The organism is Paenibacillus sp. SAFN-054 (assembly GCF_051966755.1).
Classification (GTDB): Bacteria; Bacillota; Bacilli; order Paenibacillales; family Paenibacillaceae; genus Paenibacillus_AQ.
This window is the reverse complement of sequence record NZ_JBQCKS010000001.1, coordinates 1,174,575-1,198,886: the sequence shown is the minus strand read 5'-3', so window position 1 is coordinate 1,198,886 and position 24,312 is coordinate 1,174,575. Positions and strand designations below refer to the sequence as shown.

Annotated in this window: 22 protein-coding genes; 1 reads left to right on the top strand and 21 read right to left on the bottom strand. The window is 48.1% G+C overall.

What is annotated here, in order from left to right; genetic code table 11:
• Nucleotides 1-138: 138 nt before the first annotated feature.
• From ACTHPM_RS05620 to ACTHPM_RS05600, 5 genes are all read right to left on the bottom strand, one after another.
• Nucleotides 139-489, bottom strand: a complete 351-nt coding sequence (locus ACTHPM_RS05620) for a DUF2178 domain-containing protein (protein WP_440394211.1) — start codon at nt 487-489, stop codon at nt 139-141.
• Entirely contained in the window at nt 479-724 is a 246-nt protein-coding gene (locus tag ACTHPM_RS05615) for a helix-turn-helix transcriptional regulator (protein ID WP_440394210.1), read from the bottom strand. Before ACTHPM_RS05615 ends, ACTHPM_RS05620 begins: the two co-directional genes overlap by 11 nt.
• Nucleotides 725-944: 220 nt before the next feature.
• Nucleotides 945-1,730: a stalk domain-containing protein gene (locus ACTHPM_RS05610; RefSeq protein ID WP_440394209.1), complete on the bottom strand. Its 786-nt coding sequence runs from the start codon at nt 1,728-1,730 to the stop codon at nt 945-947.
• 170 nt (nt 1,731-1,900) lie between these two features.
• Entirely contained in the window at nt 1,901-2,452 is a 552-nt protein-coding gene (locus ACTHPM_RS05605) for a hypothetical protein (protein WP_440394208.1), read from the bottom strand.
• Nucleotides 2,453-2,504: 52 nt separating this feature from the next.
• A complete protein-coding gene (locus ACTHPM_RS05600) occupies nt 2,505-3,416 on the bottom strand; it encodes a LysR family transcriptional regulator (RefSeq protein WP_440394207.1) in 912 nt (303 codons plus the stop codon).
• Between the two features lie 180 nt (nt 3,417-3,596).
• On the opposite strand from ACTHPM_RS05600, the gene ACTHPM_RS05595 reads away from it, so the two are divergent.
• Nucleotides 3,597-4,451 carry an alpha/beta fold hydrolase gene (locus tag ACTHPM_RS05595; RefSeq protein ID WP_440394206.1) on the top strand — a complete coding sequence of 285 codons (855 nt, stop codon included), beginning with the start codon at nt 3,597-3,599 and terminating at the stop codon, nt 4,449-4,451.
• A gap of 57 nt (nt 4,452-4,508) precedes the next feature.
• Here the strand turns inward: ACTHPM_RS05595 and ACTHPM_RS05590 are convergent, their stop codons facing one another.
• From ACTHPM_RS05590 to ACTHPM_RS05515, 16 genes are all read right to left on the bottom strand, one after another.
• Nucleotides 4,509-5,267 (bottom strand): SDR family NAD(P)-dependent oxidoreductase, encoded by a 759-nt coding sequence (locus ACTHPM_RS05590; RefSeq protein WP_440394205.1) that lies wholly within the window; start codon nt 5,265-5,267, stop codon nt 4,509-4,511.
• A gap of 89 nt (nt 5,268-5,356) precedes the next feature.
• On the bottom strand, nt 5,357-6,244 hold the full coding sequence (locus ACTHPM_RS05585; protein ID WP_440394204.1) for a carbohydrate ABC transporter permease: 888 nt from the start codon (nt 6,242-6,244) through the stop codon (nt 5,357-5,359).
• Between the two features lie 15 nt (nt 6,245-6,259).
• Entirely contained in the window at nt 6,260-7,180 is a 921-nt protein-coding gene (locus tag ACTHPM_RS05580) for an ABC transporter permease (RefSeq protein ID WP_440394203.1), read from the bottom strand.
• Nucleotides 7,181-7,248: 68 nt separating this feature from the next.
• Entirely contained in the window at nt 7,249-8,793 is a 1,545-nt protein-coding gene (locus tag ACTHPM_RS05575; protein WP_440394202.1) for an extracellular solute-binding protein, read from the bottom strand.
• 249 nt (nt 8,794-9,042) lie between these two features.
• The gene (locus tag ACTHPM_RS05570) at nt 9,043-11,412 is read right to left on the bottom strand and encodes a helix-turn-helix domain-containing protein (RefSeq protein ID WP_440421462.1); all 2,370 of its coding nucleotides are present in this window, start codon (nt 11,410-11,412) and stop codon (nt 9,043-9,045) included.
• A gap of 365 nt (nt 11,413-11,777) precedes the next feature.
• Nucleotides 11,778-12,677 (bottom strand): fumarylacetoacetate hydrolase family protein, encoded by a 900-nt coding sequence (locus tag ACTHPM_RS05565; protein ID WP_440394200.1) that lies wholly within the window; start codon nt 12,675-12,677, stop codon nt 11,778-11,780.
• Between the two features lie 14 nt (nt 12,678-12,691).
• Nucleotides 12,692-13,753: a succinylglutamate desuccinylase/aspartoacylase family protein gene (locus ACTHPM_RS05560; protein WP_440394199.1), complete on the bottom strand. Its 1,062-nt coding sequence runs from the start codon at nt 13,751-13,753 to the stop codon at nt 12,692-12,694.
• Nucleotides 13,746-15,251 (bottom strand): M81 family metallopeptidase, encoded by a 1,506-nt coding sequence (locus tag ACTHPM_RS05555; RefSeq protein ID WP_440394198.1) that lies wholly within the window; start codon nt 15,249-15,251, stop codon nt 13,746-13,748. The genes ACTHPM_RS05560 and ACTHPM_RS05555 overlap by 8 nt, the downstream gene beginning before the upstream one ends.
• A complete protein-coding gene (locus ACTHPM_RS05550) occupies nt 15,248-15,658 on the bottom strand; it encodes a RidA family protein (RefSeq protein WP_440394197.1) in 411 nt (136 codons plus the stop codon). The genes ACTHPM_RS05555 and ACTHPM_RS05550 overlap by 4 nt, the downstream gene beginning before the upstream one ends.
• 34 nt (nt 15,659-15,692) lie before the next feature.
• A complete protein-coding gene (locus tag ACTHPM_RS05545; protein ID WP_440394196.1) occupies nt 15,693-16,499 on the bottom strand; it encodes an SDR family NAD(P)-dependent oxidoreductase in 807 nt (268 codons plus the stop codon).
• Nucleotides 16,500-16,522: 23 nt separating this feature from the next.
• A complete protein-coding gene (locus ACTHPM_RS05540; RefSeq protein WP_440394195.1) occupies nt 16,523-17,812 on the bottom strand; it encodes an aspartate aminotransferase family protein in 1,290 nt (429 codons plus the stop codon).
• A 24-nt stretch (nt 17,813-17,836) separates the two neighbouring features.
• Nucleotides 17,837-18,571: an MBL fold metallo-hydrolase gene (locus ACTHPM_RS05535; RefSeq protein ID WP_440394194.1), complete on the bottom strand. Its 735-nt coding sequence runs from the start codon at nt 18,569-18,571 to the stop codon at nt 17,837-17,839.
• A 3-nt stretch (nt 18,572-18,574) separates the two neighbouring features.
• Nucleotides 18,575-19,705 carry a threonine synthase gene (locus ACTHPM_RS05530; protein WP_440394193.1) on the bottom strand — a complete coding sequence of 377 codons (1,131 nt, stop codon included), beginning with the start codon at nt 19,703-19,705 and terminating at the stop codon, nt 18,575-18,577.
• 143 nt (nt 19,706-19,848) lie between these two features.
• The gene (locus ACTHPM_RS05525; RefSeq protein ID WP_440394192.1) at nt 19,849-20,778 is read right to left on the bottom strand and encodes an N-acetylneuraminate lyase; all 930 of its coding nucleotides are present in this window, start codon (nt 20,776-20,778) and stop codon (nt 19,849-19,851) included.
• Entirely contained in the window at nt 20,775-22,331 is a 1,557-nt protein-coding gene (locus ACTHPM_RS05520) for a hypothetical protein (RefSeq protein WP_440394191.1), read from the bottom strand. Before ACTHPM_RS05520 ends, ACTHPM_RS05525 begins: the two co-directional genes overlap by 4 nt.
• 35 nt (nt 22,332-22,366) lie before the next feature.
• Nucleotides 22,367-24,025 carry a hypothetical protein gene (locus tag ACTHPM_RS05515; RefSeq protein ID WP_440421461.1) on the bottom strand — a complete coding sequence of 553 codons (1,659 nt, stop codon included), beginning with the start codon at nt 24,023-24,025 and terminating at the stop codon, nt 22,367-22,369.
• Nucleotides 24,026-24,312: the final 287 nt, after the last annotated feature.

Genomic DNA, 24,312 nt, shown 5'->3' with positions numbered 1-24,312 from the left:
AACGTACATAGGCCCAAGGGAACCTGCCCCTGGGCCTTTTCTTTTTATTGCTGAATCGCGTCCAGCTGATCTTCATCAGTGTTCTTTTTGCCAGCGATATTCCTCGAGTCAGACCAACGACTGCTCATCGGTTGAACTCTATGAAAAATCCTTTTTATATCGGACTGCAAGATAAATCCCACCAGCTAAAAATGCCAGCGTATATTTAAATAAGAAAAAAATGGTCCACATATCGTCTTTAGGAAAAATCATGTCGCACAAAATAATGGACAACAGCATAAAGGAGCCGCTTTTCAAGAAGATCTTATGGGTCCGTTCGTCGTCTTGCCCCATCTTCTTATAAAAAACATAGGCAAAAATCGCACTGGCCATAGTCAGTACAAAACCAATTCCGATAAGCATATTCCAGTTTCCCGTAGATTGTTCAGCCCAGGATTTCAAAGGGGAAAACATGGCGTTATGGATATCTGAGAAAAATTTAGTTATCATTTTGATCATTTCCTTTCTCATAAGTAAAAATATCGTTGACATTAACGTTAAAAAATTCAGCAATTCGAAAAGCTAACAGCAGAGTCGGAACATAATTACCTTTTTCCATGACGAAGATGGTTTGTTTGGACACCCCGACTTTCTCTGCTAATTCTTGCTGAGACATTCTGGCAAGTACACGATATTCATAAACCTTATTGGCTATCGAATCGCCAAAATCTTTCTTCAAGACCATCACCTCTTGACTTGAATTGTAAACTAATACATTATAAAAGTAAAGTTTAATTATACAAAAACAAAATATATAATAATAATTTCTTTTTATACTTTAATAACTGAAAAATAAGAATGCAGCAAAAAAACCTGACAAAATTAATTTCGTCAGGTTTACATTCCGATGTGATGTATAGTGGTGCAACAACAATCATCTGGCCTTAATCCCCTTCTTGTTCATATCAGGGTTCGATGATTTGTCTGCTTACATTCACATCGTCAACTTTCCATTGATTATCCACATATGTATAGAATACATAGCGATCAACGAGCTCGAGATGGTTAGGACCGCTTTCAAAATAAGCAGATTGGTGCATTCTCGCCTCGATGGTGCCGCTGTAGGTAATATCGGCCTTTTTTGTGAGTACTTCGTTATTTGTAATGCCCTTGCTTTGAATTATTTTGTTTATAAACGAGTCCGTGAAATAGGGTCTGAAATGTGTTCGAATTTGCGAATAGCTTGAGAGATCGGTAGCAGCATTGATCTGTTCTTGAAGCAAGTTGATTCGATCTTGAGTCATTCTCACATTCTGGAGTGGCTCTGTATAAATAAAGACCTGCTGCGAACCGATTGTAATGGTAGCTTTACGTTCCTTACCCGACCATAACGCTGTTCCACCAAGGGCTTCAGCAAAAGCACGTGCGGGTATATAAGTGGTTCCATTTTCAACTTTTGCTGGCATGTCAAGGCGAATAGCAGTGCCATTAACAAAGGCAGTAGCAGAATAAACATGGAGCAACAGCTCTCGTGTGCCACGAGTAATGGTGATGCTCTTTTGGGGCTGGTTCCACAGCACTTCGGCATGGAATCTCTCTGAGACAGCGCGGAGTGGAATCAGCATACGCGCATGTTCAATTTTTCCATTGCCAACCGTATTGGGTGCAGGATTGGCGAAGCTAACCGCTGGATTACCGATTAGTAGGGTACACGCTACTGACAGCGTAAGTGCGAGTATTCTCTGTTTCAAGGATGACTTCCTCCCACGGTTATCTGAGATTTTAGTTCCTGCAAAATTCTAGTCTGCGAATCTTTAAGCAATACGCTCACATCAGTTGTATAAACGCAGTTTTGATGAATAAAGTTGCAGAAACTCGCCTGCATCGTCTCCCGATCCGCGGAGGAAAATGTTCAGTTTCATTAAGAATCCGTCTCCGTTGATGACTTTACTTCATCATCCTCATGCCAACTTCCCGTCACTTCTGCATTGGATAGAAGCACCCACTGATTCACTTCATCGTATCCAGACACCACGGCATTCACACGATAGCGTGGATACATCCATTCCGCAGGTGTTTTATCTTTCAGAGCGGAGGTGTCGGTGATACCTACAGCGTGAGGTTCCAATAGGTTCATCAAGGTCCCTTGTGGGAAAAAAGCTTCAATATATCCTTCTACTCGACTCCCGACAGGACACAGACTTTGAGTCCGATACCAGTCTTCCATTCCAAGTTGAAGCTGTTCCTGCCAGAGTTCCTCGAATTGTGCCTGACTAATCTCCTTGTAATAGGGTTCCTGCACATCGATCGGATGTTCCGCCAGCATGAAATGATAAAGATCATGCTTTCGATTCGATGTGATGCAGGTCCCATCCTCATGAACAACCATCTGCCTGTATGCTACACCATCGTTATCAATTTCAAAATACCAAGTCCCCATTCCCGGTTCCTGTATATCTTGTACGTATTTCATAGACAGTCCCTCCAATCAGCTATAGATCTTCCCCATCATAAATTAATCCTCATTATGAACTCATTTGCCTATTAAAAAAACGCAGGAGTTCAGATTGAAAACTTTGTGCAGTAAAACTTTGCGCACGGTCTTTGTGAACAATCAGCCCATGCGAGAAATTTAATTGACGGCTTAAAGGCAGGAGCTTTAGTACACCCGTCTTTAGTTCGCTGCTGACAGCAATTTCAGGAACCAAGGCAAAACCTTTTCCGAGGCTTATATATTGTTTTATCATCTCAAGACTTTGCAGTTCTAACGGATCTTTTACGATAATCCCGGCATTTTTCAGAACATCTACAGCAGTCGTATGATATAAACAAGATGTGCCGCTGCTGATAAATAGCTCCTCATTTAGAACCTCTACTCCCGCGCTCTCCACTTTTCGAGCGATATCCAAAGACGCAGCAAAAACAATGTTCTCATTCATCAACGGATAAAAAAGAATATCATGACGATTCGGATTTTGTGGGACTATGCCAAAATCCAGTACGTGATCCAAAATACCATTTATAATGTCTTGATGCGAGCCTTGCTCCATACGTAAATTTACGCTTGGAAAGTTACTTGTATATTCCTGAAGAAAAGGCAGCATTCGTGTGAGAAAAAAAGATTCCTGTGTTCTTATACGCAGGGTTCCGCACGGCTGTTCTAGTTCATCCATACTCTCTTTAAGCGATTGAATGAAGTGGACATACTGATAGGCATACTTGGAGAACACCTTTCCCGCTTCCGTAAGCTCCGTCCCTCGTGAGTATCGATGAAACAATTTATGCCCGCTGATCTTCTCCAGCTGTTGAATGTGAGTCGTCACTGTGGATTGTACATAACCTAAGCGATCAGCAGCCCGACTGAAGCTTTTCTCTTCCAGCAGTGCAATAAAGGCCATAATAAAGCGTCCTTCCAATGCATCGATCAAATGGATCACCCTTCAATGTATTTCAATTTGAAATAGCAGATATTTTATTTATTCGTTAGTCAAATAGGTTGTTCTATTATACGATAACTTTAGTTCAAAGCCAATAATAGCTACGCCATCCAATCACGGATACACGATGATAGACAAACCGTATTTGGACTACTAAATAAGACAGAAGGAAGTGTGAACATGAAAATTCGTTATCATCAGCAAAAAGTTGGAGATGTCGAAGTTTTTTACCGCGAGGCTGGCCCTAAAGACGGCCAAGTTATTTTATTGTTACATGGGTTTCCATCTTCAAGTCATATGTTTCGCGACCTCATTCCCAAACTGGCAGATCAATACCGCGTCATTGCTCCAGATCTCGCGGGATTCGGTCATACGCTTACCCCGCCTCGCAGCCGATTTAGCTTCACGTTTGACAGCCTGTTCCAGGTTATTGAAGGCTTTACTGAAGCTTTAGCTCTTAAACAGTATGTACTTTATGTGTTTGATTATGGGGCACCTGTCGGTTATCGGTTAGCAATGGCTCACCCGGAAAGGGTTCAAGCCATTATTAGTCAGAATGGCAATGCTTATACGGAGGGATTTAGTGATGCATGGGGATCCTGGGAGAATTATTGGCGCTCTCCAACACCTGAAAATCGTGAAGCGTGCCGGGATTCCTTGACCCCTGAGACTATTCGCAACTTTCAGTATCTGCATGGAGCGGATGCCAGCCTGGTTTCACCAGACGGGTATTCCCTGGATATTGCTTACATGTCGCGTCCGGAAGCGGAAGAAATTCAACTGGACCTGATTCTTGACTATAGAACTAACGTGGATCTCTATCCTGAATTTCAGGCTTATTTCCGTCAATTTCAGCCTAAACTTTTAGCCGTATGGGGTAAAAATGATCCTGCCTTCCTCCCTGCTGGAGCTGAAGCTTATCAACGGGATATCCCATCAGCGGAAGTCCATTTGCTTGATACGGGGCATTTTGCTCTGGAAACGCATGCGAATGAGATCAGTGAGCTAATTCAGCAATTTTTGATTAAAATATAATAGTCCATATACAAAAGAGACCCTCAGAAGATTTATATCCTCTGAGGGTCTTATTCATTAACGGACGAATGTATGCCCGCCGTTTAATTCGATGGTTTGGCCCGTAATAAATTTGCCGTCATCACTTGCCAAGAATACAAGGCCTGGTGCGATATCTTCGACAGGATCGCCCAATCTGCCCATGGGCACAGGGGCCATGATCGCAGCGTATTTCTCCGGCTCCGATTCCATGAAGGCTTTGGCAGCAGGCGTCATTGCACCGGGTGACACCACATTCACGGTTATATTGTCTTTCCCCCATTCGCGGGCAGCGACCCGGGTAATGGCCCGGATTGCCTCTTTGGCAGATCCATATGCGGTAAAGCCGGCAAATCCCTCGATGCCGGTATCGGAGCAGACATTAATGACACGTCCGCCATTCTCTTTCATATAGGGATAGCAAGCCTGCATGAAATACAAACTTCCGAGCGGCCCGGTTCTCCAGGTGATTTCCATATCTTTGGTGGTGACTTCGATTAAAGGTTTGGATTTGGCAAGGCCTTGAGCATTATTGACAAGGATATCTACCGTGCCGAATGCCTCCGCGGTCTGCTTGACGGCATCGTTCACCTGCTCCTGGTTGCTTACATCGGCTGCCATAGCAATTGCCTGTCCGCCATTTTCTATAATTTCCTTGGCGGTCTGTGCCGCATTGTCCGCGTTAAGGTCCACAATGGCTACTCGTGCTCCTTCTTTCGCAAATACGGTAGCGTAAGCTTTGCCCAAGCCTTGGCCGGCACCTGTAATAATAGCTACTTTTCCTGCTAATTTCCCCATTTTGTAAATTCTCCCATTCGGTTTCATGATGAATAAATTCCTTATTCATTATAATACCGGGGTGGGCATAGGTAAACGGCCAGTGTTTCTTATCCTTTGACCGATCCTGTCAATACACCTTTGACAAAATGCTTCTGCAGAAATGGATATACGAACAGAATCGGCAACGTCGTCACGATGATGGCAGCCGCTTTGACACTCTCCGCTGTGGGTTTCTCAGCTAAACTTGAAAAGACCGATTGATTGATATCCACTGCGCTGTATTGAAGCACAATTTGCCTCATAATCGCTTGCACCGGAAGTTTGTCGGTGTCATTGATGTATATCATTGCGTCAAACCAGGCGTTCCAGTGACCGACGGCGTAGAACAGCCCGATAGTCGCAAACGTCGGTAGGCTGAGCGGGAATACGATACTGACAAGCACGCGCAGCGGCGAAGCGCCGTCCATCATCGCGGATTCCTCGAGACTGTCCGGAATTTGAGTGAAGAAATTTTTCATGATAATGAGATACCAAGCGCTCACTAGCCCGGGAAGGATCATGACCCAGAAGGTGTTGGTCAGATGCAGCCCCTTCATGAGCAGATAATTTGGAATAAGTCCGCCATCGATCAGCATGGTAACGAAGACCAGGGCAATCACCACATTCCGTCCTGGCAGTTGTTTGCGTGCCAGCCCGTAGGCCATCATTCCCGTAACGATCAGATTAAGCGTTGTACCGACAACGACGCGCAGAATGGTGATGAGGTATGCGTGATACAACGACGACGTTCCGCTGAGTAACACTTTGTAAGCGGTGAAATCAAATTTCTGTGGAAAGAGAATGAAGCTTCCTCTGCGGATCAGCTCCGTTTCACTCACGAATGACGTCGACAGAATCACCACAAAGGGAATCAGGAACGTCAGTGACAGCAGCAGCAAGAACACATAATTGCTGACTCTAAACAGTCGCTCACCGAACGATACATTTTTATTCATCATGATGATCCACCTCTACCAGATGCCTTCTTGATTAAATTTTTTGGCCAAGTAATTGGTTCCCAGCAGCAAGAACATGGCAATAAACGATTTAAACAAAGAGACAGCTGTCGCGAAGGAGTACTGCATTTCCACCATGCCCTTTCGATAGACGTACGTGTCGATAATGTCAGCTACTTTATAGACAGGCGGTGAATACAGTAAGAATATTTGTTCGAATCCCGCATTCAGCAATCCTCCAATGGCGAATATGAACATGATGACAACAATGAACATGATTCCAGGAAGGGTAATATGCCATATTTGCTTGAACTTGCTGGCTCCATCTACGACAGCTGCTTCGTACAGATCCTGATTGATCCCCGAGATTGCGGCTAAATAAACGATCGTTCCCCATCCGATATCTTTCCAGATGCCTGACACGACGAGTACGCTTCGAAAGTATCTATTGTCTCCAAGAAAATAAACGGGATCAAACCCGAGCTTCTGCAGCAACAAATTGAGGATGCCCCCATCCAACGCAAAGACGGTTGTAATCAATCCCGCCAAGACGACCATAGAAATAAAATGAGGAAGATAGGAGATCGTTTGTACAAGCTTCTTGTACCAGGCAGCCCTCACCTCATTCATGAGGAGCGCCAGTATAATCGGGGCTGGGAATCCGAATAACAATCGGTACAAGCTAATAAGCACCGTATTCCCTAATATCTCCCAGAAATAGTGTGATGAAGTGAATGTACGAAAATGCTTCAGTCCGACCCACTCCGCAGTAAAGATGCCGCTGAGACCGTCAAACGGGGCCACATCTTTGAAAGCAATAATAACCCCGTACAGCGGCACATATTGAAAGACGAGAAAATAGAGCAGTCCCGGTAATATAAGCACATAGTATAGCTTGTTCTTGCGCAAGGACGTCAACATACCGAGTGACTTCATAACAACGATCTCCTTCCCTGCAAAATCCTTCGGCAGCTGCCTGATTAGAGCGGCTGCCGCTTCCGTGGTTATTTACCTTCCTTAACCTTCTTATTCTGAGCCGTGTAAGCCTCAATCCATTGGTCCATACCAGCCTTATTCAGCTCTTCAAGGAATTTGTCGTACTCGGACATCGGTCTTGCTCCCATAATGAATTTCGTGACTTCCTCTTCCATCATCCGGTTCAAATCCGAAAGGGTCGGTACTTGCTCGTTAATGGCGACATTGTCGTATTTATAGGCTTCATTCGCATCGCCAGGCATGACAGCGCGATCTGTATTCGTAATATATTTGCGCATATAGTCAAATTGTGGTTTGTTGACCGGGTCCTTCGTTTCAAACTGGACTGTATAGGCAAAGGTCGATCCGAGAACCATCTCACCGGCATAATCGTTGTTTAACGTCTCCAGCACATGATTCTTCTCGTCTACATATCTCCAGTGCTTGCCCTTGATGCCATAGAAAGCAAGGAAATAATTCTCAATATCCGAATGGAGCCAATTGATATACTTGATGACTGCTTCGGGGTTCTTTGAATTTTTGCTGATGGCCCATCCGCTAACATCAATGCCGCCCATACTTGTTACGAATCCTTTCGGTCCTTGCAAATCAACGGCAACCTCATACTGGGCTCCGGGATCGTTCTGCTGCAATGCACTTTCGTTACCCGCTAAAGTCGAATACCAACCTGCATAAGCAGCGACGCGATTTTGCTTGATCAACTCGACGATCCGTTCATTTTTGGCCGTAAAGGCTTCCTTGTAGATATAGCCCTTCTGATACCAGTCGGCCATCTTGGCGACGAACTCCTTATAGCCCGGATGCATCACAGCTGGCTTCACGTTGCCGTCTGAGTCAATCCAATTGCCATATCCGGTACCCATGAAGCCAGCAGCCAGCGAGTTGTTCAAGCCGGAATATGTCGTAAGAAGCGGAATGGTTTGGCCAGATCCGGACGGATCCTTCTCCTTGAATGTTGTCAACACATTCTCCAATTCATCAATCGTATTCGGCATTTGCAGCCCCAGCTTGCTCAGCCAGTCTTTACGCAAGTAGACCGTATTTCCCGCGATTGCTGGCAATCGTGGAATCCCCCATATGTTCTTATCCGGTGTCGATACAGCGTCCCAAGAGGATGCCCATTCCTTTGGCCAAAGCTTTCTAATATTCTCGCCATGCTTATCCAGCAGCTCATTCAGTGGCATCAGAGCCCCTTTACTTTGGAAATCAGGCAATTTGCCTGCCAAGAACACATCCAGAGGTTCATTTGACGCCAGCAGAATGTTTAGCTTCTCCCCCTCTGTTCCTTTCGGAGGAATAATGGGGACGACCTCGATTCCAATCTTGTCGATGATGGCCTGCTTGACGAGCTCAAGATCTTCCGGCTTGCTTAACTTCGTTTGCGATACTTGACCACCATTTGCGTAGGAATAGATTTTTACAACCTTTTTTGAGGACTCTGAGTTGGAAGCGGTTTCAGATTTTGCACCATCGCTTCCTTTCTTTTGCGAACAAGCCGCAACCGATAGGGTTACAGAGGCAGTCAGGATGAGTAGTAACATTTTTTTTAACAAAGAGTGAACCTCCCTCCGATAAGTGGGTAAATCGATAACACGCGGGCCGGGTTCCGGAATCCGGACATACGGTTAACCATGTTCATCATAGATTGCAACCGCTATCTTAGAAATGCCTCATTCTTGATCTGTTCCTTCATTACACTGAAAAGGTAAGAAATCGGGCATCCCGAAAAATTCAGGTTATTCCTGATTCCGTTAGAAAAGGACGTATTGCTACGCCCCCCATGTACGATAAGGTTCAGCCGTTCAACGGTGCATTTTTCGAAACTCTCCCGGAGTTGTACCTGTGCACTCTTTGAACAATTTGATAAAATAGTTCACCTTCACATACCCGACCCGTTCGCTTATGTCCTTGACTTTCAGATCGGAGTTAACCAGCATCTCTTTGCTCTTCTCAATCCGAACGGTCGTTAAGTACGCAAGAAATGTTTGTCCAGTCTTCTCCTTGAAGCTTCGGCTCAGGTAGGAGGGATTCAATCCGAGCCGTTCGGCGATCATCGTCAGCGAGATCGAACTGCCGCAATCCTGTTCAATCATCGCGATGACTTCCTGGGCAAGCCTGTTCGTCTTCTCCCTATGCTCATGACCGATCAAGTCGGACATCGCCGAGACGATAGAAGTGAACCAAGTGCGTATTTCATCGAGGTCGCCTTTGTGCAGCAGCTCCGAATACAAATTGTGCTTCGCTTGTATGGTCTTCTGCAGATCGAATCCGTACTGACCTGTCGTATCCATTAAGCCTACCAACAGACGTATCAACGTTTGCTGCATCTGTCGGAATTGCGTTTTCCCTCCCTGAATGTGAATACTCTGATCGATCAATTCGTTTAGCACACGAGTGGCTTCCCTTTGATCGCCGATCTTGATATAGTGCAGCAACGAATCTTCTTTATCTTTTGGATAATGAACACTACTCCCGTTCTCAGGCCGAATATCTTCGATATAGATAATATCGCCTTGGCCCGTCATATCGCGATAACTGAGTGCCTCCACGGCTTCTTCGTAAGCGATCTTTAAATCCGTAATCTCGAGGCAGTGAGTGCCAATACCAATCGAGCAGTGGAGTCCTACTTCGTCGAGGATTCCGGTTTGGATCCGTTCGGCAAGCGAAAAAATATCCATGAATTCGTCTTCAAGGCAGTGAACCAACAATGCGAACGTTTCCTCGCTCAGTTCAACGAGCACCATCTTCCGCTCGCCTGCGCCGACGTTTTGCCGCTCGATAATATCCGTCGCCCGCAGCATGTTCATGCTTCTTCTCTCGACGTCGATTTTCTTTTCCTTTTGTTCTTCTACCCTAATCAACAGCAGCATGATGTTCTTCAAATGGAGGTCGATATCGAGAAAGCTTATCCCCTCGCTGATTTCTTCCATGGTATGTGTCCCCGCTTTGATCAACGTGTGCAGAAACTTTTCACGGTAAGCAGGCAAGCTTTCCTTCAGTCTTACCTGCAAGCTCTTGCGGTCCTCGCTGGCTTCGACCAGCCAGTTGCGAATAGTCCTGAGTTCCCCGAGTTGACCTTGACCGGGAAGTGGTGATACCGAGCTGGGGCTGCTGTTGCTGATAACATAATGGAGCAAATTGTGGATGGGACTGTATATGTTGCGGCTAGTCAGTAACACGAGAAGCGTCGTCGCAACGAACAAGAGTATTCCTATGGTGGCCATAATACCGCGCAAATTGTTGATGCTCGTGTAGAGTATATCCAGATCGGTTAAGCTAACGAACGTCCAGCCGAGCAGCGGTGAATTCTCTAAGGTTGCCAATTGGCGGGAATTTTCCAAACGAAGCTCTTCCGCTCCCTCAGAGCGACCAAGCAGCTCCGATTTCTGCAGCTCGACATCATCCTTGTTGACGAGCTTATCGGTATGATCGTATAACATAAGCTTCTTTTCCTTGGAGTAGACCAGGATGCTGCCGCTCTGCTTGCCATCCAGCCTCTTGAAAATGTTATCGTAAACGAGCTGCGCATCGAGATTAAATACGATATAGTTGTCTTCGTTGCTGGACCTGAATACGAGCGGAATGACGAGCTTTCGCGAACCATTCGATTTAACAGCGCTACGCACATCCATAATGTCCGGATACGCATAACTTTTCTCCGGCAGTCCGAGATTCCAGTCCTTGTCGTAGAAGCGATCGATTGGATATTGCAGATCACTCTGCGTCAGCATGATTTGCTTGCTGCGATCATACATGTACACGGAATCAATGAAACTGCTGGACATCCTTAGATTGTCGATATTGAAACTGAGCTTCGCTTTACTCACCAGATATTTCTGCAGGCCCGGCATATCTTCCTCATTTAAAGCGCCATTCAATTGCTCATAGTATTCACCGCGGGGAAACTGAGCATAATCGCGGTAGGTACTGTCGGAAATAAACTGCATGAAGCTGTTCCCGATCTGATCGATCACGATTTCCATCGCTTGTACGGATTTGCTCAGTGATGCCTGATTCGCTGCCTGCAGCTCAGCTTTCATCGTCGACCTCGTATTCTGATAAAACAAAAGGCTGAGAAGGAGAAGCGGAACTACGGATACGAGTAGCGTAAGTGTTACCAGCTTGATCAGAAAATTCCGGCCTTTTGAAACCCTCATCAGCTTATGGAGCATCTGATTTCCCCCCTCATCCATTTTGAAGTAAGTCATGAATAGATCTCATGTAAAAAATGAAGCATCCGATAAAAAGAAGCCAATCTATACACGAAATCATCAACCTTCCCTTCATGAGCCTGATTCCGCAAGTTCAAGAAAACATCGATTGTGTGGATTTAAATTAGAAGGACCGCACTTCAGATGTTGTTATTCTTGTGATCTCAGGATGGTAAAAAAACCAGGCAAATCAAGGGTTTGATTTGCCTGGTTTTAAGGTCCGCCCGGAGCTTCTTATTTCATCGCATGCCAGCGTGTTCCACCGGGAAAGGCGAAGCCGGCAATTTTTATTTTATCAACCGTTGCTGTATTCAACATATGTCTGCTTATAACGGCGCCTTAACCCGGTTAGTAAGGGAACCCAGACTCTCGATTTCGATCATAACCTCATCGCCTGGCTGCAGATATATTTGCATCTCAGGTGGATATCCCATAACCACACCCTCTGGAGTTCCTGTCAAGATCACATCGCCTGGTTCCAGAGTCATCAGACCGGAAATGAAGCTAACAATCTCATCTACATGAAAGATCATATCCGATGTATTGGAGTTCTGACGAATCTTGCCATTCACGTACGTGCGAATTTGTAACGAATTCGGATTATCCACCTCATCGCTCGTAACAAGATACGGCCCAAGCGGGCAGAAGCCGTCACAGGATTTACCTGCAAGCCATTGGGAGGTCTGCAGTTGTAAATCTCTTGCCGACAAATCGTTGGCACAACAGTATCCGGCCACATAATCGAGAGCTATTTCGCGACCAACGTTCTTCGCTTGGCTACCGATGACGACGGCGAGCTCCGCCTCGTAATCCAGTTTTTGTGTCAAATCCGGAATCTCAACGTCTTGTCCGTGACCGCTAAGACTGTTGTTATATTTGCTGAATAAAATAGGGGTTTGAGGAATGGGCGAATTCGTTTCGATAGCATGCTTCCGATAGTTCAGCCCGACACAGATGATTTTACCGGGTTTAGGAACGCACGGCCCCCAGACCAATTGCTCCTCCCGAATAAACAGACTGTCATCGCCTTCCGTCTCAGCCTTCCGGGCTAATTGCTTAAGAACATCCTGCGCCTGCCTTCCTCCCTCAAGAATGTCATTCATGACAGTAGGAATCGTTTCATTAAAAGATAAAGCTGCTGCAGCGGAAGCAATGTCCAGCACACCTTTCTTGGTAACCATTCCGACTGCTAAGCCTGCACCGGTTTGAAAAGTTAATAGTTTCATCCTCGTCCTTCACCTCATTCAAAATCTTTATTTATAGAACTTAGGTGTTTCGTATCCCTATCCCGGAGCGCTAATGTGAACAGTCCATCACCCGGTTTTGTGTAAGGAACCTCTCTTAGCATCATGACGATCCCTTCAGAATGAGCTATGATCTCCTGTAACGGGCGACCGAACCAGTCATGAATGACTCCGATTTGCGTCCCCTTCTGCACTTCATCGAGCAGCCGGACGGAGGGAACAAATAGCCCTTCGTAATGGGCTACATCCGACAGATCGAGGTTGCCATCTCCTATGAGCCGGAGACGGGCAGGTGCGGCGGGGGCCTTGAGCCAGTGACTGGGTTCAATTAACATATCCATATGATTCATGAGATGAAGAACCGCATTCCGGAACGAATCCAGCTCGTTCTGGCGGATCCTCTGTCCACCATATGCCTCCATGTAGAGCCAAGGAACGCCTAGCTCAGAAGCCGCCGATACGGTCCTCCCCGGGGGATTCGATTCATGGCCCCAGATGACCTCCACACCAATGGATTCGGCTGCTTCCTGGGATAATATGCTTGCCTGGCTATTCCGGCTGCAATCATAACCGACCATTAAGGGCATGGCATAATGCGTCCCTCCACTGTGGAGATCCAGCATGAAGTCGGCCTTCGCAATGAATTTGCTGCGTATATGCCAAGCTAGACGTTCTGTATAAGTTCCTTCTTCATGACCAGGGAATGTGCGGGCGAGATTCTTGCCGTCGGCCCGTGAGCAGCGTGTTCCGCCATAATAGGCAGATACGTTAACAACGGGAATAATAACCAGGTCCCCATGCACGTCAGCAGGTCCCATATGCGGAATGAGCTCCGACAATGCCCGAATTCCCTCATATTCGTCCCCGTGCACAGCTGCCATTGCGAGCAGCATCGGGCCAGTGGAGTGTCCACGAATAACGCATACGGGCAGGATTCCTTGCTCAGACATTCCGGAATCATAATGAATCTGATAATAAGTTTTACTTCCGAGAGGCAATGACTTATGATCAAAGTTTTCGATGTCCAGTTTAATAACATCCATGTGTTCTTTATTCATGATCCGGCACCTTCCCGCTGATCACGATCGTGTCGCTTGCTAATTGCCGAAAGGGTAGACGAGACAGATTTGAACTGCAACAACCGGGCGTGTCGAGCTCTAACGCCTGTGCAGCTAGCTCACCATAGGCAGTCCGCCATGCAACGGCTGCTTTAACGACGATAAAATCGTATTTCGTGGGATCGATTCCCAAGCAGTGGACATGATTAATATCCCATGGCGCTACTCGTTGCTCGGTCAGAACGACGGTAGAGCCATCTCCCCGGTCCAATTCGATGACTGCCGTTCTACCCATTTCAGCAGCCATTCCTGTCAGATAAGGACCGCGATGCTTATACTTTCCATCAGACAAGCAGCGGATCGTACCTGATATCTCTACCGGCTCCCCATGCATATGGGGTTTGTTGTATGTCTGATCTGTCTTTCCGCCAGCGGAGCAGCACAACAAATGATCAACGCCAACACGTTCTGCCGACGCTACCGCTTCTCTATCGCAAATAACAACCAAAAAGGAATGCTGCTTCTGTTCGAGTAACGCCCGAAGAACATGGGTTGCATCTGCCGGAGAACCTGCACCGACATTGTCGGACGATTCGATAAGCACTGTGGGGAAGCGCCCCTGCAACGACGCCTGATCAATCGCTGTTCGTGCATCCATTAACTGTGGTGCGAACTGCTCCCGATGCAGGAGCAACCAATCGGCAAGCTCATCCCCGATTCGTTTCGCAAGTGACGGATCATTGTCCGTCGTAACGACGAAGGTGAATCCCGCGCAAGGTACATCCGCAAAGGCGAACCCCCCTGCCACGGTTATATTCAGAACCCTCTCTTCTCTCTCCAAACGAAAGGCCAAATCCATTAAATCGGACATCGGTGCCTGATTCGTATTCATTAATGTTGGTGCAATGAGCAGTCCCGGCCGCGCTAAATAACGTGTTGGCTTATGGAGTCCCTTAATGCGTTTATACAACAGACTGCACGCTTCAAGACCTCGTTCGTAGGAATCGATATGCGGATAGGTATCATAACCGACAATAAAATCTGCCAGATTTATCATTTCATCGCTAACGTTGGCATGCAGATCAATCGTCATGGCGATTGGCATGTCCCCTAGAGCCGCACGTAACCTTTTTAGAATGCGACCTTCTACGTCAGGAGTCGATTCGCTTACCATCGCACCGTGAACAATCAGCAATAAGCCATCCATTTGTTCTGCCTTTGAGGTGACCGATTGAATTAGGGTATTAACAATCGCGTCAACAGCCTCTTCCTCAATCATAGCTGATGGAGTGGTATAGGTGTAAAATAGCGGGACCGTTTCGATCCCCAAGATGTCCGAGGCATCCAAACCAGCACCCATAGTCGTCTTCGTGCCAGCATACGCCTGCCGGAAAGCAGCATCTCCCACGTACCATTCCCGCTCGAATGCAGATAACCTGGTTATTCCCGGCGCAAAGGTATTCGTCTCGTGAAAGCAGCCCGCAATTCCGATTTTCATAACGCCTGATCTCCACCTGGAAGACTTCTTTTCCTAGCTATAGCGTCTATTTCCACCAGCATTCCCGGCGCAAGAACACTAACAACGGTGGTCCGTGCAGGAAATGGTAATTCGAAATATTGCCGGTACATTTCGTTATAATCGCCAAACATCGAATAATCCGTAATATGCGCGTTTATCTTGACCACATCGCCCATCGTGACCCCGGCTTCTTCAAGAATCGCTTGAATATAATCCATCGTCAGCTTCGTTTGTTCCTTCATATTAAGCCCTCGGATCACATGTCCCTCCATATCCAATGCTCCCTGACCGGATACATAGATCCATCCGTCCACCTCTACGGCTTGCGAATACAGACTTCCCGGTTTACATGCTTTGCTAGTGATGATTTCTTTACGAATTGTCATGATAATCTCCCCTAATCAGCGAATTGTGATCTCCTTACCAAATCGTATAACCGCCATCAATAATCAAATTCTGTCCAGTCATATAACGAGAAGCTTCTGAGGCTAAGAACACTACCGGGCCTTTCAGATCTCGTTCATCGGTAAACCTCCCCATCGGAGTCTGGCGCAAATACTCATCTGCGACCGCTTGCGAACGAATTTCGTCCTTGGTCCCTTTCAGATTGTTGCCGCCCGGGCTCAGGCAGTTCACTCGAATGTTATATCTTCCATAATAAGCAGCCATCCACTGCGTTAAGCCCATCATCCCATACTTGTTATAGGTGTATTCCACTCCACTGATGATGTCGTCCAGTTCATACATCGGAAAACGAGGTGCCACGACTCCCATAATCGATGAAACGTTGATGATCGTTCCTTTTTCCTGTTCGCGCATTTGCTTGACGACCTCGCGGGTGATCAGTATCGTACCCCGTCCATTCACCTGAGCCGTAGCTTCCCAGCCATCACGTGTAATATGCTCGAGGTTACGATTCTCATATCGAGATACTGCTGCATTCACCAGAATGTCAATACGGCCGTACTGGACTCGAACCTGACGAATGAATTCAATAATACTCGCTTCATCACGAAGATCAACGCCAAGGCCGATCGCCTGGAACCCTTTGTCACGCAAGACAGCAGCAGTCTCCTCGCAAGCTGTCCCATCGTGTCCGCCTACGACGACCGTCGCACCAGCCTCGCATAGACCAAGGCACATATGACTTCCGTAGACACCGCTGCCTCCGGTGACAATCGCGACCTGTCCTGTTAGTTGAAACATGTTCAATGTGTCCGTAATCATGCATATCCCCCTATTCGATCCGCTTATATTCGATCGATAGCCTTCGCGAGTCTCAGCAGCGTTTCTTCCACATCTTCCATCGAGTGAGCAGCCGACGTGTACCATAAACCGCTCGGCCGAAGCAGGACGCCTTCATGCAGCGCGGCTTCCGCAAACGCATTATATTGGGCGGCATCCCGTGTCAGGAATTGTGAATATTGCCGAACTTCCTTCAGCTCAGTAAACATTAAGTGGAAAACGGACCCAAAATGATGAATCAGATGGGGCAATCCCTTCGCATCCAGCAGCCTATCCAGTCCTTGGACTAAGGCATCTGAAACGGATTCCATCCGCTTGAATACCTCACCGTCGTTGCGGTTGAGGATATTCAGCGTGGCTACTCCAGCCGATAGTGCGACCATGTTCCCGTTCAAGGTCCCAAGATGTGCGACCTTCCCATTCGATATCAAATCCATCACGTCACGGCGTCCCGCGACTAAACTAAGAGCATAACCGCCAGCAATCGCTTTGCCCATGGTCGTCAGGTCAGGCAGGATGCCCAATCGTTCTTGAGAACCCCCTGCTGCTACCCTGCAGCCCGTGATGACTTCATCTAATATAAACAGAGCATGATGCTCGGTCGTCAAACGTCGAATGAGTTCCATATACCCTTCTACCGGGTAGATGCAGCCTGAATTACACAGCACAGGTTCGGTTATGACCGCTGCAATCTCGTGGCCTTGCTCCTTCATAACTGCTTCGAGCTTCTTGGCATCATTCCATGGAACGATCAGAATATCCTTTAGCGCATTCTCGCTTTGCCCTTGGGTAGCTGCGATCGAATCCGGGACGCCGGCGGATCCCGCGGCAGGAAAGGAAGTATAAATCCCGTCGGACCAGCCATGATAATGTCCTTCAAATCGGACGATCTTCTGTTTTCCGGTAAAGGCCCTCGCAAGCCGGAGTGCAAGCATGACCGCCTCCGTGCCGGAGCCGCTGAAAGCTACCTTTTCCGCGCACGGTACCTGATTTACGATCATGCGAGACATCTCGATCTCAGCCTGATGCTGCATACCGAATTGCTGGCCATTCAAAGTAGCCCGATTCACTTCATCCAGCAGTTCAGAGTTCGAATGCCCTAGAATTAAGGGACCGTAGCCCATAATGTAATCAATGTATTCATTCTGATCTACATCCCACACCCGAGAACCTTTCCCTTTCTCCAAATAGAGGGGAACGGGCCTCATGACGTTTCGAAGCGTACTCGATACGCCTCCAGCTAACGTCTCTTGGGATAAATGAAATAATTGCTCTGACTTTTCCAAGCTCCTCATGTTCTGTCCTCCTATAAATAAGCTTCACACTAGATTCCGCGGAATCTGCAGAGCCCGGAATTGTTTTAACACTTGCCGTAAAGTATGATCATCTTGACCTACAAGAGGTGACAAATGTCCCGGCATTAACGCATGAATCTCGTACCCTGCCAGAATTTCCACGCTTCGAGCCAGCTCGTACAAAGAGAAATCAGGGGCGACCTGCATAGCGATCCGCCCACCCTCGAACAATAAGTCTCCACAGAACATCGTCCCCAGCTGCTCAATATAACAACTAATGGAATCCGCGCTGTGTCCTGGTGTTTGAATGATTTCCAGCGTTAAGTCACCAATGGCCAATATATCTTCAAAGAACACTTCCCGGATCGATTCAATAGCCTCAACTCGATAATCTGCAGGGTAAATTCCCGCTTGACGCGCAGCTTCTAGTCCGATTCCCACTTCATCCACGTCCCGAAGCAAAGCTGCGGTTGCACTTGATCCGACGACGGAAGCACCCGTCATTCGGCTAAGCGCCGCAGCACCACCAGAATGATCCGAATGGGCATGGGTCAGGACGATCGTCTCGATTTGGCGAGGATCCAATCCATCTCTTCTGATCTCCTGAAGAATGGCTTCCGGACGAATACCCGCGCCGCTGTCGATCAGAACATAGACCCCTCCGGCATCGAGCAGATAAACGTTACAATCGTAATCGTCGGTCAAGCAGCTTCCGAGTTTACCGCTTCCGACTAAATAGACGCGATCCGTTATCCTCATCGTTTAATTCTCCAATCGATGGATATCGATAAGAGGTATATTTCCCTGCACACCCGCCATTGCAGCTGCTCTCTCCCCGTCCTTGTATCCTGCTCCTGTTAGAATACACACGGCGGAGCCGCCGGCTTTTAAACGGCCATCCTTGACAGCTTGAGCCACTCCAGCTAACGAAACTGCCGCCGCCGGTTCGCACCAGATCCCTTCCTGGGCGGCAAGTCTCTCTTGCCAATACCACACGTCTGAATCACGGACAGAGACTCCGAAACCCTCCTTGCTGTTCAGCGACTCCAATACCCTCTCTCCATCTGGCGGGTTCGGCACCTGCAAACCGGATATCATCGAATTTGAATCACCCGGTGCGGGCACCTCTTCGCCGCTCGTCCAAGCCCGGACGATGTTCGAACAGCCTTCCGATTGAACCGCTGCCAATTGCGGAATCGAATCGATTCGTCCTAATTGTCGAAGCTGCCGGAAGCCATTGCTAATGCCCGCGTACAAACCTCCGCCTCCGACAGGAATGAATACAGCATCAGGCGCCGGGCAGGATGCCAGCTGCTGCGCGAGTTCGAACGAAATCGTCTTGACGGCTTCCATCGCATACGCATTATATTTGTACGCAGTAATCATCGTTTCGAGATTTCGTTCCTTCGCTTGCTCTTCAATCCATTCGAATACCCGTTCCCCGATCTCCGCACTGACACCGAATCCTTGAATTCGGGTGATCGATGCCTTATGCAGCGCAGCCTGAACCAGCTTAACCTGGAGTATATTCTCCAGTACATATAAGTAATAAGGAATTCCGGCCCGAGCGGCATAGGCGGCAGCGGAAGCCCCAGCATTTCCCGAGGAGGTTCCAATACATCCTGCCTTCCCCTTGGTCAAAGCCAAAGATACACCGAGCGCAGAGATGCGATCTTTATAAGAACCCGTCGGATTGGCTCCTTCAAGCTTGAAATGCAGAGCGGACAAGCCCATCTCTTTTCCAAGATTTCGGCTTTCGACAAGCGGTGTATTTCCTTCTCCCAAGGTGATCTGCTTATTCGAAGGAACAACCGGAAGCCATTTGGCAAACCGCCAAATCCCGTTTGCAGGGTCTCCTTTGTGCTCGGCAATGTCTTGCTGTGCATAATTCATCATGTTGTCCTCCTTTTTTAACTATTTCACGGAGCCCAGTCACTCGGCCATTTGATCCAAAGAAGCCACTCCTTTTACCCTTATCCGGAGTGGCTTTTACTGCTCATGCTAACTAATATCCCTTGCCTTCTGAGAATCGAATATTACATTCCATTTGGGATCGGTACCAGCTCACGGATCGTCTGCATGATTTTTTCGTGTATTTGCCTTACAAGCGGCGCCTGAGACTCATGTATCTCTTCCAACGGCGCACGGACCGTGCCGCAGTCGATCCCTCGCAGCCGCATGATCTCTTTAAGTGCGGAATGGGTGGGGAGTGAAAGAAGATCGGAAATGATATCATTGATCAGAGTCTGCAGATGCTGCGCTTCCGTTATCATGCCACTGACATAATACTGTTCTAAGCGCACGAATAATTCGGGCATGCAGCCGTAAGTTCCGCCGATTCCGCCGTCGGCTCCCATGATTCGCCCTGCCAAATATTGTTCGTCGGGTCCGTTGAAAATCAGGAAATCGTTGTCTGAGATCCTTTTAAAGCGTTCCAGCTCGTAAGTGCTGCTCACGGAAACTTTGACGCCGATAACCTTGGGATTAACTATCATCCGGCGCAGCAAATCTAATGTAAGGTTGAAGCCTGTTGTTGCGGGAATATGGTACATAATAAATGGCAGTTCGGTGCTGCTTATGATGTCCATCCAATGCTTGTGTACGGCATTTTCACTGTGCCGGTAATAGAAAGGGGGGACCGCCGATATGGCATCCGCTCCAACACGCTCGGCGTGAATCGCCAGCTCAATACTATCCCTCGTATTCATCGCTCCGATATGTGCAATAACCGCGACTTCTCCTTTGCTCTCTGCGATCACCGCTTCAAGCACCTGCTTTCTTTCCTCCACACTCTGCAGCAGCCCCTCGCCGGTGCTGCCGCAAACGTAGACTCCATTGACTCCTTTATCGATCAGGAACCGGACCATTCGTTGAACAGCTTCCGGCTGGACTTCGCCTTTGTCATCGTAACATGACGGAATGGCAACGATTACACCTTTGAATTTACCTAGGTCCAATGACTTCATTCTCCGTTCCTACCTTCCATAACGTTCTTCGTTTCCAAGCCATCCTCTACGCGGAATCCGATTTGCAATTCTACCCATTGGATCGTTAGCGTCTGATCCTGTTCGGCAACGGACACAAAGTCGATTATTTGATAACCGTCTTTCATCGCGGACGTTGGCAGAGCATACGAATAGGCTTGACCTTCAGGCTTAGGCATCGGCAGTTCCACAGGCTGGCCCGCTCCACAAGGCTCCCCGTTCACATACACCTGTAGCTGCTCCACGCTAAAATTGGATCCTGCCGCAATCACAACAGATGCCTCTTCTTCTGGCTGTGGTTTATGCCCGATCGGCATGCGAACCTCACGGTTCTGACCGCTTCTCAGATGAATAGGCAGCGCTGTTGCCTGTGGTTCCCCGGGTGACCAGGTATCCGCGTACGTGAGAACATGACGCCTTGGCTTCCCCTGCAGCGTGCCCAGTTCTCCTGCTTCCCGCAGCAGGGTAGGGTAGTTGTGCAAGTCCGAGATGGCCGTATCGGAATCCATATAATTGAACAAGTAAATGCGATCGGCTCCACGCGCGAGGAACGAGGCGGCTGTCCCGCGAACGGTCTCGAGCGTATTGGTCTGCCGCAGAGGGCTTGCCGGATACGTCCGGAGCAGGACTTCAAGTCCTGCAGCCAGCATCGTTCCGCTGCCTTCGAGAAGGCGCTTCCATAGATCGATCGGCATATCGGTTTCAACCGTCTCCCAGAATGGGGTCGGGACGAGCATGTCGACAAGTCCTTCGCGTGCCCATAGTATCGCATCCATCCCCAGATCGAAGGCTGTCTGAGGTCTCGAGGGCACCCGACATCCAATCTTGATCCGCTTGCCGCGCTCGGCTCCTTTACGATCAAGCAGCTCCCGAACCCGGCGCAGGAAAGCTGTCAAATGCGCTCGGCCTGCTTCTTCTTCTCCCGGTTTAAAATGAAGAGCAAATCGCATCCAGTCCAATTCAATGCCATCAAACGTGTACCTGTTCACGACTTCTTCAATCAATTGGAAATGATGCTCGCGGGCCTCCTCTCTGCCGAAGTCGAACGCTTTGTCCGTCCACGCCGTGAAGCGGTGCTGAACCCGTCTAAGCTCTGGCCGTTCGCGCCAAAATCCAGAGATCAGCGGGTGAGCTTCGTCATCCACGCAGTGAACATCGTTCATCCGGACCGACACCCACGGCGATAGTCCCTTCTCCTGCGCGCGCTGCAGAAGAATTCCGCAGAAGTCCAAACCACCCTGGTGGATTTGCCAGGCGCGGTGAATCCAGGCCCGCGTAACTTGGCGCGATTCAGCCGGCAGGCTCTGAAAGAGCTGCTGATCGTCCCCCGCCTCCGGATCGTATCCCGTCCAGAAGGAATCCCACACCTTACTGTCGTAAGACGTACGCATGGCATTGACATTCACGATAAATTCTTTGACCTGGGTATCGGCATATTGATCCACAAGTGCTTCGATATCGGCTCGGGACACCTCGCGATTTCGCCGGTTATAATAAAAGTGGTTGTTGTCTTCATTCAAACACAAACCCGTCATGTCATCACTCTCCTCATGAGATCATGTTTCCGCATTTATTCGGATTGGATATTCTGCTTTGATTCATACACGCGAATGGATAAAGTCTGTCTCAATGGTGTGACACTATTGATGGTTAAGCGTGCAACCCCCGGGTTCGGCTTCTCGTTACGGATCACCACTTCACGATGACGCTTCTCCCCTGGTCCAATCTCGATGCAATCCCCATCCTGTTCGAAGACGGCATACCCTTGAACTAGCTGCTGAATTCCAGGAAGATCCGTCGCCCGAATCCCCTCTCCTGCCATCACACCATCAGGATCGAACTGGAATATGTGCTGGTAGTAGATATTCGGTACATTCTCGGAGATGAGTGTGATCTCCACGCCGTCTTCCAGCAATTCGAATTCCACAGCAGCTTGAAGGGTCGTGACATGCGTCTTGCCGCGCTCCCTATTGGGCATATCGACATAAGATCCGTCCAGCCCCTGCACGGTTTCTGGAGACAGCGCATCGAAATAGCTGCCTTCCAACTCAATCACCATGCGATAACGCGAATCTCCAGTTTGTTCAAGGGACGGGAAGGTTACGTTCGCAATTCCGAACCAACCCAGCCCAAGCTTATACCCTACCATTCTCGCCTTGCCATACTGAACGTAGAGCAGTTCAGGCTGCCCCGCCATGACCGTAACGCTGAACTTGCCCCGCCGATGTCTGACGAGCGGGGCGCCATGCGGATGTTTTCTTACATGGCTGCCATATGGAACCTGCACAGGGACGTTTACCCGGTGTCCATTGCCTAGAAATACCGTATAGGTATCGGACATTGCTTCAACCGGACTTTCGGGTATAGCCATTCTCTCGGGGTACAGCATCCAATACATCAGCGCATTGGAGCCAACGGACGCCGTTTCCTCCGCAAGCCTTGCTAATGAGATCAATACAGGATGACGGCTCTTTGCTGCGACCAGATGCAGGGAAGTATAATACCAATCATTCATCTTCGCGCGCTGACCCAGATCCTGACGCCCGGAGTACTCCGTTACGATGTTGTTGTCCGGATGGAACATGTACTGCATCATCAACAAGTTCCTGCACACCGCATCATATGAAGGCTCATGTCCAAATACTACGCTAACGTCGATTAAGTGGATGGCCAGTGCGGAATTATACATGGCATTACTGCGCTCCGTCCATTCACCGTATTCCGTGATGTCCAGTCCCTCGGCAAGAAACTGCATAGCCCGGTTCTTAAATGCTTCATCCCCGAAAATTTCATACATATTCGCGAGCGCACCACATAGCACCCAGCGATGATTCGGCGTATGTATTCCGCCGGTTAGCAAACAAGGCTTCGCCCGTTCAAGAAACAATCGAATGCCCTCGATCACCTCTTGAAGTTCCGGTGAACCGAACTTCTCCAGCACATGATACGCGATCGCGGTGCCATGTACTTGAAAGCCCGTGTCGGGGGGTGAATCAATATTGCAGTTCGCCAGGGAGATGCATCCGCTCTCCAATTGGTCGTTTAGCAGACATTCCACTCCAAGCTTCATCCACGGAAGGAGCGATGGATCCTTATAATAACGAGATTCAGAGTGACAATAGAGAGGTGACAGCAAATGGACCAATCCTCTGGTAATCAAAGCGCCCCTCTCTAATTCATCCTCTTCCGTTTCAATTCTGGACAATAGATCCTCCCAATGACCTTCCACCAATCTTAGGATTCTTAAAGCCTCACTCATCCTTTTCATCCTCCGTCCGTTGACGATTTTCTGCTCAAGCTTGGTTATTTCCCGCCCGATCTTACTGACGACCTCCGATAAACTCGCCTACTGCCTTATTAAATCAAGCTCTGAAGGCACTTTCTATTCAAAAAAACGAACATTATATTAGATTTTATGTTTTGCGCCTAAATAGGCGGGTTGTTACTTTTCCGCTTTGAAAAATAACCCGAATTTATTGTAAAAAAAACCGAGAATTAGAATGTATCCCTTTGGTA

Excerpts from the sequence above, each read along its gene's own strand:
- ACTHPM_RS05565 (WP_440394200.1), bottom strand. The coding sequence starts at position 12,677 with ATGAAACTATTAACTTTTCAAACCGGTGCAGGCTTAGCAGTCGGAATG.
- ACTHPM_RS05540 (WP_440394195.1), bottom strand. The coding sequence starts at position 17,812 with ATGAGGAGCTTGGAAAAGTCAGAGCAATTATTTCATTTATCCCAAGAG.
- ACTHPM_RS05605 (WP_440394208.1), bottom strand. The coding sequence starts at position 2,452 with ATGAAATACGTACAAGATATACAGGAACCGGGAATGGGGACTTGGTAT.
- ACTHPM_RS05580 (WP_440394203.1), bottom strand. The coding sequence starts at position 7,180 with ATGAAGTCACTCGGTATGTTGACGTCCTTGCGCAAGAACAAGCTATAC.
- ACTHPM_RS05550 (WP_440394197.1), bottom strand. The coding sequence starts at position 15,658 with ATGACAATTCGTAAAGAAATCATCACTAGCAAAGCATGTAAACCGGGA.
- ACTHPM_RS05570 (WP_440421462.1), bottom strand. The coding sequence starts at position 11,412 with ATGCTCCATAAGCTGATGAGGGTTTCAAAAGGCCGGAATTTTCTGATC.
- ACTHPM_RS05620 (WP_440394211.1), bottom strand. The coding sequence starts at position 489 with ATGATAACTAAATTTTTCTCAGATATCCATAACGCCATGTTTTCCCCT.
- ACTHPM_RS05520 (WP_440394191.1), bottom strand. The coding sequence starts at position 22,331 with ATGACGGGTTTGTGTTTGAATGAAGACAACAACCACTTTTATTATAAC.
- ACTHPM_RS05545 (WP_440394196.1), bottom strand. The coding sequence starts at position 16,499 with ATGATTACGGACACATTGAACATGTTTCAACTAACAGGACAGGTCGCG.
- ACTHPM_RS05530 (WP_440394193.1), bottom strand. The coding sequence starts at position 19,705 with ATGAATTATGCACAGCAAGACATTGCCGAGCACAAAGGAGACCCTGCA.
- ACTHPM_RS05595 (WP_440394206.1), top strand. The coding sequence starts at position 3,597 with ATGAAAATTCGTTATCATCAGCAAAAAGTTGGAGATGTCGAAGTTTTT.
- ACTHPM_RS05585 (WP_440394204.1), bottom strand. The coding sequence starts at position 6,244 with ATGAATAAAAATGTATCGTTCGGTGAGCGACTGTTTAGAGTCAGCAAT.
- ACTHPM_RS05525 (WP_440394192.1), bottom strand. The coding sequence starts at position 20,778 with ATGAAGTCATTGGACCTAGGTAAATTCAAAGGTGTAATCGTTGCCATT.
- ACTHPM_RS05615 (WP_440394210.1), bottom strand. The coding sequence starts at position 724 with ATGGTCTTGAAGAAAGATTTTGGCGATTCGATAGCCAATAAGGTTTAT.
- ACTHPM_RS05535 (WP_440394194.1), bottom strand. The coding sequence starts at position 18,571 with ATGAGGATAACGGATCGCGTCTATTTAGTCGGAAGCGGTAAACTCGGA.
- ACTHPM_RS05590 (WP_440394205.1), bottom strand. The coding sequence starts at position 5,267 with ATGGGGAAATTAGCAGGAAAAGTAGCTATTATTACAGGTGCCGGCCAA.
- ACTHPM_RS05560 (WP_440394199.1), bottom strand. The coding sequence starts at position 13,753 with ATGAATAAAGAACACATGGATGTTATTAAACTGGACATCGAAAACTTT.
- ACTHPM_RS05555 (WP_440394198.1), bottom strand. The coding sequence starts at position 15,251 with ATGAAAATCGGAATTGCGGGCTGCTTTCACGAGACGAATACCTTTGCG.